This is a genomic window from Flavobacterium pokkalii, assembly GCF_014596575.1.
Classification (GTDB): Bacteria; Bacteroidota; Bacteroidia; order Flavobacteriales; family Flavobacteriaceae; genus Flavobacterium; species Flavobacterium pokkalii.
In genome coordinates, this window is the sequence record NZ_NASZ01000010.1 from 77,655 (window position 1) to 92,763 (window position 15,109).

Consider the following 15,109-nt stretch of genomic DNA (forward strand, 5'->3'; position numbering starts at 1 on the left):
CATTTTAATCGCCACAAATTCACGAATTATCATAAGAATTTTATTTAATAAAATTCGTGAATTTGTGGAAAAATTTATTTTGTTCTTTATTTTTTACTTTCTAATGTCACTGGCCCAAGCAATCCTACTTTTAATAAATTTTCACTTTCAACCAGTCTATAGCGAGCCGTTGTCCAGGTCAATCGGTCTTTTTCCGGCAATTTTTGGTCACCAATCAAACGATTTGCCCAGGTATTTGTTACCTTAATAACAAGGGTGTTTTTTCCTTTTTTCAGCGCTTTTGAAATATTGGTTCGATATGGAAAGGTCCAAATCGTTCCACAATCTATTCCGTTTACAGTCACTTCGGCAAGATTTGCAATCGAACCTAAATTTATATAAACGGGTTCTTTTGTATTTTGATTCCACATAAATTCCTTCGTATAAACCGCCGTTCCCGAATAATATTTAATACTTTCATTTTCCGAAGTGCTCCAATCAAAAAGTTTATTGATTGACAAAGCTTTTTCAGGGCCTTTATAAGCCGAATCAAATTGCAATTTCCAATTTTCATCCAAAGTTTTAACCGTTTCATAATGAAATGCATTCGAACCATTTTCAGATTTTGAAACTGTGGTTTTTTCTTTAAAAATAACAAAATAAGATTCATTTTTATCCAATTCTAATGGAATAATCGTTCTACCGTTTTCTACTTTCCATTGTTTAACAACAGTGGTTTCATCAGTCACAGGATTGTACAATTGCGGAATTTTACCGCTTTCGCGAAAAGAAAAAACAACAGATCGTTTTTCTTCCAACTGATTAGAAATAAAATAAATTTCTTCATCGGCTGCTCTTCTGTGTGTCCAGGCTATAGAGCCTCGGTCATTAGCTGTTGCATCCTCAAATAACAAATCGGCATTAATTCCAATTTTAGAAAAATCAGTACCTAAAAACGGAAGTTGGATTACTGTTCCTTTCCCTAATTGTCTTGATCCGGAAGTTCTGTTTTTATTATTAGACCATAATTCATCTAAAACATTCTCCCATTTTTTAGCTTCGTCGGCAGTTTGAAAACTTGGTGCGTCAATAGGTTTTTCGTCAATAAACAAAGTGGCTCCATCCTTAACTAATTGCAGCATTTTTTCAGCTACCGCCAATGAAATAACATTATTCGGAGCCATTCTTCTGCTTCCCGGAAATATTAAAGCACCATATTCAATTCCGCCACCAAAACTCACTTTTCCATTGACAACTTTGGCTCTGTTTAATAAAACATCGGCATTAAAAGAATCATATTGATAACCATTCATCGGATTGACCCATTGGGACAAATCAGTGTTATTTTTTGAAAACGTGACCTCTTTTGGCATTTTGGTTGTCGGCTGACCTTCATTCTCCAATCGGATTTTTTCACTTGCCACTCTTTCCTGTCCAAAAACATTGGGGACAAAAGGAAACAATCGATCCGGAACTAAGGAACGGGAAGGCAAATCTTCACCAATAAAAACAGCCAAATCCACGACCGGTTTACCCTTTTGTAATTGGAATTGTACCCTTTGACAATAATCAAAAAATGCCTTTCCTGGTTTCCACCAGGTTTGGTCTCTTTGGAAAAACGAACCAATATCGTCCAAAGTCATTCCCGGTTTTCTGTCTAACCAAGGATTATGCACAAAAACATGATAGAAAAAACGGTTGATTCCCAAAGCATAATTTCGATCGGCAATTACTTTTAAATTCCCCGGATGCTCGTCCCAATCCATACGCAAAGCTGTAAAAGCTTCCGCCTGAATGATATCTTTTCCATAAATATGTCCGCCCGAAATGGCATCTAACATATCAAAAGGCTTATCATGCGTAGGGCTTTTTAGCCAAAACTCACCACTAGGATAATCTACATATTTAAAATGCAACAAACCATCACTCATCATCGTTGGTGCTACATTTTCAGAGCTGAATTTTACCTTATTTTCTTTAGCTATTGTTGCCAGAGTACCAAAAAAATTATCTCCGACTAATTCGGCTATGGTTTTTCGAACATCATACAATACTTTTTCGGTAGTAGCGGCACTTTCGATAGGAATTCCCGCCATAACCGGCAAATAATCTATAATATCATAACCTCTTCTTTTTTTGAATTCCCCCTGAAATACAGCAGACCAATTTTGGCTTCCACATTCCCAACTATCCAAATGTAAAATTTCCAAAACTTTCGAAGTCAATACCGGTCCGGCAGTACGAACGGCTTCTCCAAACCAATGGTCCAACTGAAAACGAATCAATTCCGGATTGAATTTATCCACTTCCAAACCTTTTCCTGCTCCACCAGTTGCATTTTCATGCCCTGTTGACGTATGTCCCATCCGGATGATTCTCCATTTTCCTTTGGGCGCTTTCCAACTTAAATTACCATTGCCATCAACAAATTGGGAAACGTTGATAAGGGCTGATTTAGGAAACGCATCGGAATTTGGAATCAAATCTTCTGTAGTCGCTGGCGCTAATCGCCATACTGCTCCCGATTTTCCTTCGTAATTATCAATTACAAATTGATTGGAAAGGGTGATTTTGCTCACTTTTAAATTCGCCTGATTCCATTTGGCAAAATCCAAATCCTCGGCACCCGGTTCTGTTCCGGCCGGATCAAAAACAAATCGGAAATATTTGGCTTTAACTGCCTTTACACTGCTTGTTGTTCCGTAATCGGTATTTTGCCAACCCTGACGCGGCGGTTGTAATCGTTGATGAAAAGAAAAATTCACTCCATCATTACTGGTTTCTACAATTAATCGTTGCGCCTGAAAGTCCAAGCCCTTGGTTTGAATATTGATATTTCGGCATAAAAACGGACTTTCAAATTCGTATAAAATCCAGCCTTTGTTGCTGATTTTTAAATTTCCGTCTTTTGATGGATCTGCTAAAAAAGCGGCTTCTTCCCCATTGGAAGTGCTCACCTTAGGAAGGATATTCTTCGAACTTTGTTCAAATTCTTTTATTGGAATCGCATAAGTAGCAATGTCCTTATAAAAATCTTTGTAATGTTCCGGAACGGGCAATTTTACAGCAACTTTTTTACCTCCTGTGAATTCAGTCGTGGACCAAACGACCTTTTGCATCGACATTTCAGGCGTAATCCAAGGGCCACCGGCAACAGCAAAACCATCTGCGGCATGAAAAGCTAGTTTTACCCCCAATCGATTAGCTTCGATAAAAGCCCATTTCACCATATCCCAAAATTCTGGACTCAATTGCAAAATCGGTGGTGAAATTAAAGGCGGCTCAGCGGGTCCTTTGATGGTCATTAAATAAGCACCTTCGATTCCGACTTGTTTCATGGCTTCTAAATCGGCAGTTATACCCACTTTAGAATAGGCCGATTTCATCCAATACCAATACACCCAAGGCCTGGAGGATTCGATGGTTGGCTGAAAAAGAGCATTTTCTTTTTTATGAAACTCCTGTGCGGAAAGCATTCCCGCAAAGAGTAATATAAGAAAGAAGTATTTTTTGTTGAACATTATTGTTGTTTTTATCCGTTTACTTTGTCATTCCGACGAAGGAGGAATCTCATCTAGTAATTTAGATTATGTGATTTCTCGTTCCTCGCAATGACCTCATTAATACTTAAATTTCTTCAAATTAGTTTCCAATCCATTTTTTGCTTCCGTAAAAGGAAGGATATAAAAACTATATTGATAATCACCCGAAGGAATTTGATATTTTTCCATTGGTGCTGCTACTGGTGACCAACTGTCATTTCCGCCCACGCCCATTTGTTTTAAATCAATATTTACCGTTAGAAAACCAGGATTTACTAAGTCAAATGTATGTTTGGCTTCGTTCAAATTTTGTTGGGTGTAAGGCCAGGCACTCATACTCAAATTGGTATTATCTTTCACCACCACTAAACCGGAGTTTCTTGTTGGCGTAGTAAAAGCCATCCAGCGCACCTCGGTACGATTACCATTTTCCTGCGGCATTACATAAGGCTCAACGAATTTATCTATTGGCAATGCATATTTCCCAACAGTGAAACCAAAACTACGATCGCTGTAATTTTCTAATTCCCCTTTTCCGTACCATGAAATTTGGTCGAAATCCTGATTGATTCCCATTTGCATTCCAATTCTAGGAATGTTTGGCAATTTTGACGTAGCTTTGAGTTGGTAATCCACTTTTATAATTCCGTTTGGATTGATGTTGTACACTACTTTTACCGCAGCACTGTCTTTAATGATTTCGTAATCACTGCTAATTTTTATTTCACCAGCTGATTGCTCCATTTTTATATTTTTCAATATTGGCTTAGCCAAAAACCATTGTTTCAAAACTTTTTGAGGTTTCCATCCTTTCCGATCATTATCCGTTAAAGCACGGGTAAAATTAGGCATCAATGCGGATTTTAACTGCTCTTTGCCTTTGTACACATACGAACTCAAAGCTCCATTTGCTCTATTAATGCTAATGCTAAAATCAGTTCCGTTGATGGTGTAGGCTTCTTTCGTTTCTTGTAAATTGCTTTTTTGTTTGGCCTCCGCCAAAGCAACTTCGGCTTTCTTTTGCAACAAAAATTGGTCGGTAGCAACCGCATAACCTTTGGATGCCCAAAATTCGTCTTTAGAAAGTTGGAATTCAATATTCAAAAAGTATTCTGAATCCGATTTCATTTTAGGAAGGTATTTTTTCACATCCAAAATAAAATCAGTTCCGGCAGGAATATCAAGCGGTTTCAGAACAACTTCTTTTATGATATTTCCATTCTCTAAAACTTTCAAAACAGGAATATAATCACTTAAATTTTGGACCGTTTGTCGGTTGTGAATGGTCAGTTTATCCGCATTTAAACTAGAAGTTGCCGGTTGATAAATCCATTTGTTTTCATACATAGCTGCTTTTGGTCTTCCGTCAGAAGATACCATTCCGTTGATATTGAAATTTCCATCGTGTTTTTTCTCTCCAAAATCACCTCCGTAACCAAAATATTCCTGACCCGTTTTTGGATCTTTGCGAAGCATACCCTGGTCTTTTAAATCCCAGATACAACCACCAATAACTCTTGGAGTCGAACGGAATTCATCCCATAATTCTTTTAAATTCCCAGTAGAATTTCCCATCGAGTGCGCATATTCAACAAACAAAATTGGACGGGTGTCTTTCTTTTGATCTACCAGAAACTTAGGTGTAAATACACCCGGATAAAAACGGCTTACCATATCTACATAAGGTTCGTCTTGCGGATTTTCAAAACGATGGGAATGATCAACGGTTTTAGGATAACGGGGATCCAACGGATCAATATAACCCTCCAAACGTGGATTTCCTTGTGCCGGTTCATAATGTATCGGTCTGGTAATGTCGTAATCGTGTGTCCAGGCTGCCATTGCCGCATGATTAGGTCCTTTACCTGCTTCATTACCCAAACTCCACATAACTATACTCGGATGATTTTTGTCACGATGCACCATTCGGGTCATACGCTCCAAATAAGCACTGGTCCAAAGCTGATCATTGCTCAAATGACCTCCTAAACCATGCGTTTCCAGATTGGCTTCGTCCATGACCATCAGACCGTATTTATCGCATAATTCATAAAAATAAGGATCATCGGGAAAGTGAGCAGTTCGCACAAAATTGAAATTGAATTTCTTCATCAGTTTTACGTCCTCTTCTAAATCCTGATGATTGACCGCCTCTCCTCTTTCAGGATGATGCCCGTGATGATTGACGCCATATACATACGTTTCTTTTCCGTTAATGAGCATTTTGCCATTTTCTTTCGAAAATTCTATTGATCGAAAACCTAATTTGCAACTTTTCACCTCGCTAATACTTCCATCAGGATTTTTTAAGGTCATTACTAAAGTGTACAGATTCGGTTTTTCGGCGCTCCATTTTAAAGGATTTTTAATAGTTTCCTGGAAAAAACCAAAACGTACTTTGTCCAATCGTGGCGATACTTCTTCAATGATTTCAGAAGCTTTTCTCACTAAAGCTTTTTCAAACAAAGGTTTATTTTGAGCATCATACAATTGTACTTCAAAAGTTTGATTTTTGATGGTATCTCCTGTAAAATTATCCAAACGAGGACGCAATTGGAAAACAGCATCTTCAAAGTTTTTGTCTAGTTTGGTTTGGTAAAAGAAATCGGCGATGCGCAATTTTGGCTCTGCCATCAAATACACTTCACGCTGAATTCCGCTTAAACGCCAATGGTCCTGATCTTCTAAATAAGAACCATCACTGTAACGCAAAACACGAACCGATAAAATATTTTCTCCTTTATGAAGATAAGGGGTAATATTGAATTCAGACGAATTAAAACTATCCTGTCCATAACCTACAAAATCGCCGTTTACCCAAACCTGAAAAGCCGAACTAACGCCGCCAAAATGCAAACTCACTGTCATCCCATTCCAGTTTTCTGGAACTATGAATTTTCTTTGGTAAGAACCAATAGGATTGTCGTCTTGAGGCACAAAAGGCGGATTTACCGGACGAAAGGAATAGACAGCACTTTTGTAAATCGCCATGCCATAGCCTTTCATTTCCCAATTGGATGGCACCTCGATTTTGTCCCAGCCTTTTACTTCGTTTTTATAAAAATCCTGTGGAGCTTCTTGAAGATTATTGGCAAACTTAAAATCCCATTCGCCATTCAACATTTTCATTCGGCTTTTTTCACGTTTTCCTTCCAATGCATCGGCAACATTAGTAAAAGAATAAGCTGTAGCTCTTGCCGGTTCTCTATTAATGCTGGTAACCATTGGATTTTCCCAAGGCGTAAAAGCATATTTTTGAGGGATTCTTGGAATACCTGCAGGCTCACCCGTTACCAGTTGGGCTTGGCTAATAAAAGGAAGTATTAAGAATAAAGTATTAAGAATTAAGATTTTCGAGTCAATACATATTGATTTTGAAAACCTTTCGATACACCGTTTATTACTTAATTTCTCTTGAACAAAATTGATCATAGTGTTTTTTATCTTACTTAAAACTGATTACTGCTACTGAATACTGAAAACTTTATTTCTTCTTTTTCTCCGGAGGAGCGACAAAATGTACTTCACTTTTTCCTAAATCTTTTGAAGTAGCCACTGCAATGCCTCTTTGTTCAGCCTCGTTTACAGCACAATAAAAATGATAAACAACACCTTTGTGTTTTACCACAAATGATTTGTGTGCAAACAGATTATCATAAGGTTCCGAAGATTCTATAAGATTAGCACCTTTCCATTCTTTCCAATGAACCAAATCATTTGAAACGGCAAAGCGGTTAAAAGCACCCTGATCCCAACCTGTCCAGAAAGCCCCAAAATAAAACATCACCCAGGTATCATTAATTCGCTGAATATAAGCATCCCCTGAAATCCCCCTGTGATGATTGATTAAAGGTTTATCTCCGTAACGCTTCCAGGTTTTCATATCGTTTGAAACTGCCATAGCAATTCGCTCGGCACCTTTTGCAGGATTGATACTATCACCACGGGCATTGTAATACATAATAAATTTGCTTCCCGTGAGGCGCTCTTTGTCTTCGATAACTGAGTTTTTATACATAGTACTGTTGTCCCACCAACGAGCATCTTTGTCCTTTGGTGTCAAAACCGGATATCCCAATCGTTCAAATTCGTGTGCTTTTGTTGGAGAATCCTTGGTATAAGCCATACCGATTGACAAAACTCCTGCTTCGTAACCTTTAGTATTTCCGCCAAAATAACTCATCCAGTATTTGTCATCGTATTTGTTCCATTTGTATGAACCTCCCCAAGTAAGATCTTGCAATGAAATATATCCCGCTTTTTGATTCACGTCCCAATGTTTTTCATTTTCTGAAAAAGACATTACTTTACCCAGGTGTTTCCAGTTTAGCAAATCCGCACTTTCAGCCAGCCAGGTTTCGTACCCACGCCCATCATAAATTAGATAGGTCATAAACCATTTTCCATCTTTTTTGAAAACAGAAGGACAATCCATTTTATAGGAGTTGTCGGTTGGCACCATTACGAGACCGTATTTGTAGGGCGTTTTGATTTCGTTGTAAATTTCGTTCATTACACTATCCGTGATTTCACGTTTTTTGTAATGGGTCGCGCAACTTACTGTAGCTAAAGCTACTATTCCAAAAACAAACTTTTTAACTGAATATTTCATTTTAAAATTTTTATAGGCCACGGATGACACGGATTAAACCGATTTACGCGGATTTCTTTTTCTTTTTTTCTTGCCACAGATTAAAAAGATTATCACAGATTTCTTCTAACTTTTAAAATCAAACCATCTGTATAAATCCGTTTCATCCGTACAATCTGTGGCTAATTTTTTCTCATTTTGGGCACGCAGATTTCGCAGATTTTACTCAATCGTCTTTATTCTGTATTCTATTTTCTTATTTCATTTCCTTCAATCGGGCATCCATCACCTCACGATTCAATTTCAGTTTTACCATTCCGGTAGGATGAAAACGCTTTTTCAAATCGATGGCGTTGTACACAATCGTATACACATCATTACCTTCAGGAATCAAACACAAAGGTGTTCGCATAATATCCCACCATTTATCCACTTTGGTTTCTATTGGCCAATAATGTGCTTCGGACCAATGAATACCGTCTTTAGAAAGTGTGTACCCCATCATATTAGGCAAATGATGCCCCCAACCTTCAGGACCTCCGTCAAAAACAGCGATGTACAAGCCATTAGGCAACTGACTCACAATTGGATTTTCAACAAAAACCGGATGAATCGTTTTAATTGGTTCAACACCTTTATTCATACGAAACCAAGGGCCTTCTAAACTATTGGATTCGGCCAAAGCCACAAACCAACCTTTTCCTGATTTTTTAGGATAATCTTTCCAACTTTCAAAAGGATAGGCTCCGCTGTAAAAACCATAATATTTATCTCCTACTTGATACGGAAAAAAGGAAGCTACGCCCTGACGACCTTCCCAGGGTTGCGAATCCAATCCTGGTTCCATAATGATGCCGATGTCTTTGTAAGGTCCGGCAATGCCGTTGATTCCTGCTACAGTAGATTCACATCTCCAGATACGTCCGAAAGAATGATTGGGTTGAATTTCTTTGTGAACGGTATAAGCCAAATAATAGCCGTACCATTTATTTTCTTTTTCGTTAAAAACCGGCATATACGACCAAATGGCTGCACGACGATCGTTCATTGGATTATCATCTTCAGTAATAGCATACGTTCCGCTGGCTTGTAAAATAGTTGATTCGCGTTTCCAGTGAATTGCATCTTTACTGGTCCAGTGCCCGATTTTGGTTTTCACGCGATCGTAGTACATTTCGACTCCTTTTTCTCCAGCTCTTTCGGTTGGAAACATATGATAAGTATCGCCCACTTTCACTACGCGTCCGCCTTCAAAACCGCCTTGAATTCCTTCCGTTCCAGGGAACCCTTCGTCAATAACCGGTTTATTTTCTCCACCGATAATTTCGAACAAAGGTTTTTCATCCGAAAATCCTTCGATGATATACGTTGGATTCCATAATCTTCCGTCTAATTTTTCGGCATTTCTTTGCACTAAAGCTTGCTTCATTTGAACCACACCCAAAACCGCAAAAAGTCCTTTAGCATCAGGTAAAATTGAATGTGTTCCTTTTTCGAACGAAAGCGCATACACATTAACCGGCGGCAATCCGGTAATGGTTACACCATTTTGAAGTAACAAGGTTGACTTAGAAGAAGGTTCTAATTGCAAAAATTCTTTATTTCCCTTGTCTTGAAAAATTCCCACAAGTACTACCGCATTTTCTTTGAATTTCAATTTCAAAGGAGCATTCGTTCCATTTTTATATAAATCTAACGGAATTTCAACACCTGTTAAACCTTCCAATTCCGGAGCTAAACTGACAATATTGTGTTTACTTCCCGAAAAAACATGGGCGTATTGCGTGGTTTTGAAAGTTTTATATTTGGATTTTACGACTTCGAAAGAAGCAGCTTTCCAATTGTTTTTTTGAGCATATATTTGAAAACTCAGAAGAAACAACAATACTGCAATTATTATTTTTGAATTAGAATGATATTTCATTTTGTTTGAAAACATATTTTTTCTTTTTAAGTAGCAGTTTTTCTACGATTCTGTCATTCCGACGAAGGAGGAATCTCCTAACAATTCACAAAACTTGACTATGCAAGTGTGATTGCTTCGTTCCGATAGTAATCGGAACTCGCAATGACTAAAGTGCTTTGTAACTAATTTGATAGCTTACATTTGGTTTAACGGTTAACTGATATTTGTTCTTCCCTAACACAACAATCGTTCCTGAATTGGTTTTTGGTTTTGATTTACTTTCGATGATTAATTTTCCTTCGCCTTCGGCAGCTTTTACTTTGATTTCAGATTTGCTTACATAAAGGCTCACTTCACCTTTTGGAGTTGGCACTTTGCCTTCCATCCATTGCAATCCGCCCAAATTAGGTTTGATTTCGTATTGCGAATATCCCGGAGCTGTTGGTTTTACACCCAAATAATATTTGCCTAACAAATAAATTGGACTGGAACCCCAGGCGTGACAAAGGCTTTTTCCATAAGGGCGACCATACATCGTTAGGTGTTCCTTGCCTTTTTTGTTTGGGTTGTATTCTTCCCAAAAAGAAGTCGCTCCTTCTTTGAGCATACCACCCCAATAATCTTTCATTTCTTTCATTACATAATCTTGTTCGCCAATAGCGCACAAGGCTTCCAACTCATAAAAACGCATATAAGGCGTGGTGATTTGAAGAATATTATCATTCAACAACACCTTATTTTTAATGCTTTGCTTTTGATCTTCATCAAAATAATTAAAGAAAATTCCAAACATATTAGCGTATCGGGTCACAATATCTTGCATTTTACCATCAATACGCTGGTGCTTCATGACGTTCTCTTTTTTATCCCAAAAAACATCAAATAATTTGGTTTTTAAATCGGCTGCCAATTTTTCATATTGTTTTTGGTCTTCACTTTCGCCAGCAATTTTTGCACTCACCGCCATGGCTTCCAAACTTCTGGCTAAAAGCATTTGTTCAAAACTAACTTCGCCTGTTTTTGGTAATCCATCTGCCCAATCAATAAAAACCCAATCCCCTTCTAATGGTTCCAAAAATCCGTTTTTATTCCTTCTTTCGAGACAGAATTCCATCAAGGATTTCATTCGAGGATAAAAAGTTGTAATGAATTTGGTATCGCCTGTGTGCAGATAATAATCGTAAACACCCACAAACCAATACAGCGAATAATCCATGATGATATTGATGTGCGCTGTTACGGGATCTTTTCCACGAAGTGCCAAAAGGGTACGTTCAACCGAAGGCGAATCAAAGAATAAATAATAATTCATCAAATAACTTTGATAGGCATCGCCGGACCAAACCCAACGATCACGCTTAATTCCGTCAATGAAAAATTCGCGGGAAGTTAGATGCATCGTATAAGCCGACACATCCCAAATTTTGTTTAATTCCGCATCAGAAGATTTAAAAGCGCCCCGATATTCCAAAGGTAAATATTCATAATCCATAGAAATGGCGTCGTATTTTACCGATGGATCGGCTACAACCTGCACATAACGGAATGCTTTGGATCCATTATGCGTGTAGGTTTCCGCCTGTTTTCCGTCAAAAGACAAATGGTCTAAGGTTTCACATTTGGCGGTATCTAGGGCTTCTTCACGAGACTCACCATAATACAAGGCTACTTTTCCTTTGCCTTTTAGACCCTGAATTTTGATATAACCAAAGGTTTCTTTTCCAAAATCAACCAATTGACCTGCGGCTGTTTGTTCTGTATTTTTGGCTTTCCAAGTAGTGGTTGCCAGTCTAAAACCTGAAGGCTTATTTTCTGGCGCATCAAAATTCCAAGAACCCACAGGTACCCAAGGCGTACCAGATTGCTGTGCTTTTCCGTTTTCATCAATCCACAGTTTGTCTTCATTGGTTACCTTCCAAGAAGCATCTGATTTGACATATTTACCTGCAATATAAATAGCAGGCAACACTTCCTGATTGTAAACTTTAAAGGAAATTTTGTGTTTCCCGGCAGGTATTTTTAGTGATTTTGGTTGGCCGTAAATTTGCACTCCATCTAATAATAACTGAAAAGGACCTTCGGTGAAAATTTTCACCTCATCGGCTTCTGGAATATCAACTTCTGTTTGAAAAGTGACTAAAGCATACGGACTATAATATTGCCAAAGCGGCGGAAAAACGGCTTCTCTTTCTGTACGTCTTACCTGCATTTTGTTACTCAACCAAACTTCAAAATCCCCTGGATACCAAATCCAGGTGGCTTTGTTTTCTTTTGGTTGTGATTGCGCAAGACCTGAAAATCCTTGGAACAAAAAAACAATTATTAAAGTTAGAAAACTTCCTTTTTTTATTAAAGACGCTATACTATTCATATTATATCTATTTGATTTTAATGTCCATTAAAAATAACGTAAAGTGCAATCATAACCAAGCTTAGCAGTACCCAAAGCATTTTGACCTGCTTATCTGGTTTGGCTGCAGGATTGATTTTCAACAACTCCTGATTGTCTTTTTGTCCTGCTTTGTCGGTAATTGTTATCAGATAAGCCATTACTGCCAATGCTACAAAAATGTAAAACGATAACAATAAGAAATGAGGCCATTCATACACTTGATTTGGGAAAACCCATAAGTACAAAACCCCTGTTCCTAAACTTATGATTGTTCCTAAAGTTAGCGTTAAATTGGCTGCTTTGGTAGTAGTTTTGTTCCAAAGAACGCCAAACAAAAACACAACCGACATTGGCGGAGCAATAAATCCTAATACCGATTGAAAAATATCAAATAGATTCAAACCTTTAATACTATCAATAGCCAAGGTGATTAAAATAGAAAGAATACAACCAAACAAAGTCACCAATCTTCCTATTTTAACAATCTCTTTGTTGGTCGCATTTGGTTTGTGATTTTTCACATAAACATCCATCGTGAAAACGGTACTCAAAGAATTCAATGCCGAACCAATCGTACTAATTAAGGCTGCAATTAATACCACAATAATCAAACCTCTCAATCCAGCAGGAAACAACTGGGTTACCATAGTCATATAAGCCTCATCCGGATTTTTTAAATTCGGAAACAAAACAAAACATACGATTCCAGGAAGGATGAACAAAGGCACATCTAAAATTTTCAACCAACCGATAAAGTTGGCTCCTAACTGTCCCTGTTTTAAATTTTTGGCACCCAAAATAGATTGCACCATAGACTGATCGGTACACCAAAACCAAACTCCCATGATAGGATAACCCAATAAAATGGCCAACCAAGGATAGTTTTTATCGTCTGCCGGCAATAATAAATTCCAATAAGAACCGGGAGTACTTTGATAAACATGCTCCAATCCTCCTGCTTTGTTAACACCCATTACCACCAATAATAACGAAACGCCAATTAGTAATAACATCTGGAAAACATTAGTATATGCAATTGCCTTTAATCCTCCTGCAGCCGCAAAAAAACCGGACAGTATGACCATCATAATTACAGAAAGGTACATTGGTAAATCCAATAATTGTTTCACCAAAACACCTCCTGCAAACAAGGTTAAAGACAACCAAGAAATCAAAATGGTTATTAATGTGTACCAAGCAAGAATATTTCGAGTTGAATCTCCAAAGCGTTTTCCCATAAATTCAGGCAAGGTCAGTACTTTAGCCCCCAAATACCTTGGCGAAAAAACCACCGCCAATAAAAGGATAAAAATAAACGCATACCAGGCAAAATTACCCGCCACAATTCCTGTTGTAAATCCCACACTGGCAGAAGCAATCAACATCGAAGGCCCCACATTGGTTCCCCACATATTCAAACCGATACTCAACCAACCTAAAGTATTTCCAGCTAGAAAGATACTTTCGTCTTCTGATTTTTTATTTTTTACAAAAGAAATATAATACCCAAAGGCAATTAATATCAACAGATAACCAATAACAACGGCATAATCTATGGGTTCTAAAAAACTACTGATTTTACTCATTTGTTCTGTCTATTAAAGTTGGATATCATAAGCTGCTAAAACATCGGCAATTTTAACCGGCATTCCGGTTTGCAGGGTTTTGTCCATTGCCTGTAACAAAGCAACAGTTCCAATTCCTTCTTTCATATCCGGATAAGCAGTGAAGCCTTGTTCGATGCTATCTGCAAAATATTCCAAATAATTTTGATACTCTCCACCATGATGACTTTGTCCCTCAAAACGGAAATAATATTTAATCGTAGCATCACCCCAATGAATGATTCTTTCTTCTCCTTCTTTATCGGTAACCGAATAACGCAATTCGTGATAATCGGCCTGGCTAGCTCCTTCTGTACCTCTTAAAATTACGGTCATTCCGCTGTCACGCTTGGTTGGCTGTGTTGGCGAAGTGTACACCCCACTCACACGTGCAATTCTACCGTCGGTGGCTTTGAAAATAAAGTGCATCGTATCTTCGTTTTTCAAACCTGCTGTTTTTCCGTTGCTGCTTATCATTCCGTAGCCCATTACTTCTTCTATATTTGGTAAATACCAACGAATGAAATCCACAGGATGACTCAATCCTCCATACAACCATTTGAAAGACTGCAACAAAGACCATTCTTTCTTTAAAAACCAACGATGATCTGCGTGATAGTGCGATTCAATCGTTATTAAATCTCCTATTAATCCTTCTTCAAAATCTTTTCTTTGCCTTTTTGCCGGTTCAAAAAAGCGGGAACTCTGTCCCACAAAAACTCTTTTTCCAGTTTGTTCACTAATGGCAATTAACTCTTTGGCAGCAGCCAAATCATCAATAAAAGGTTTGGTACAAACTACATGTTTTCCGTGCAATAATGCCTGTTTTACATGATCGGCATGCAAATGATCCGGGGTGTAAATAGCAATGATATCGATAGCCTCATCCTGCAACAAATCATTATAATTGGTGGTGTAATGCGGAAAATCAAATTCCTTAGCGCGCTGTTTGCACAATTCTTCATTTCTGTCACATACTTTGACCAACTCTACTTTGCTGCTTTCTATAGCGGCTGACATGGTACTGCGTCCTTCTCCAAGACCTAAAATGGCTATTTTTAACATTGCTTTTTGTTTATTTGTTTTGCCACGAAT

Annotated in this window: 7 protein-coding genes; all 7 read right to left on the bottom strand. The window is 38.0% G+C overall.

What is annotated here, in order from left to right:
* Window positions 1-86: 86 nt before the first annotated feature.
* The 7 genes from B6A10_RS08265 to B6A10_RS08295 all read right to left on the bottom strand — a co-directional run bounded on the left by B6A10_RS08265 (window position 87) and on the right by B6A10_RS08295 (window position 15,079).
* The gene (locus tag B6A10_RS08265) at window positions 87-3,500 is read right to left on the bottom strand and encodes a glycosyl hydrolase (protein WP_188220503.1); all 3,414 of its coding nucleotides are present in this window, start codon (window positions 3,498-3,500) and stop codon (window positions 87-89) included.
* 99 nt (window positions 3,501-3,599) lie between these two features.
* Window positions 3,600-6,953 (bottom strand): glycoside hydrolase family 2 TIM barrel-domain containing protein, encoded by a 3,354-nt coding sequence (locus tag B6A10_RS08270; protein ID WP_188220504.1) that lies wholly within the window; start codon window positions 6,951-6,953, stop codon window positions 3,600-3,602.
* Between the two features lie 52 nt (window positions 6,954-7,005).
* Window positions 7,006-8,133, bottom strand: coding sequence for a glycoside hydrolase family protein (locus tag B6A10_RS08275; protein ID WP_188220505.1), 1,128 nt, complete (start codon window positions 8,131-8,133; stop codon window positions 7,006-7,008).
* 235 nt (window positions 8,134-8,368) lie between these two features.
* A complete protein-coding gene (locus B6A10_RS08280; protein ID WP_188220506.1) occupies window positions 8,369-10,051 on the bottom strand; it encodes a glycoside hydrolase family protein in 1,683 nt (560 codons plus the stop codon).
* A 133-nt stretch (window positions 10,052-10,184) separates the two neighbouring features.
* Entirely contained in the window at window positions 10,185-12,389 is a 2,205-nt protein-coding gene (locus B6A10_RS08285) for an alpha-L-rhamnosidase-related protein (RefSeq protein WP_188220507.1), read from the bottom strand.
* Between the two features lie 17 nt (window positions 12,390-12,406).
* Window positions 12,407-13,996: a sodium:solute symporter family transporter gene (locus tag B6A10_RS08290; RefSeq protein ID WP_188220508.1), complete on the bottom strand. Its 1,590-nt coding sequence runs from the start codon at window positions 13,994-13,996 to the stop codon at window positions 12,407-12,409.
* Between the two features lie 12 nt (window positions 13,997-14,008).
* On the bottom strand, window positions 14,009-15,079 hold the full coding sequence (locus B6A10_RS08295; RefSeq protein ID WP_188220509.1) for a Gfo/Idh/MocA family protein: 1,071 nt from the start codon (window positions 15,077-15,079) through the stop codon (window positions 14,009-14,011).
* Window positions 15,080-15,109 lie beyond the last annotated feature (30 nt).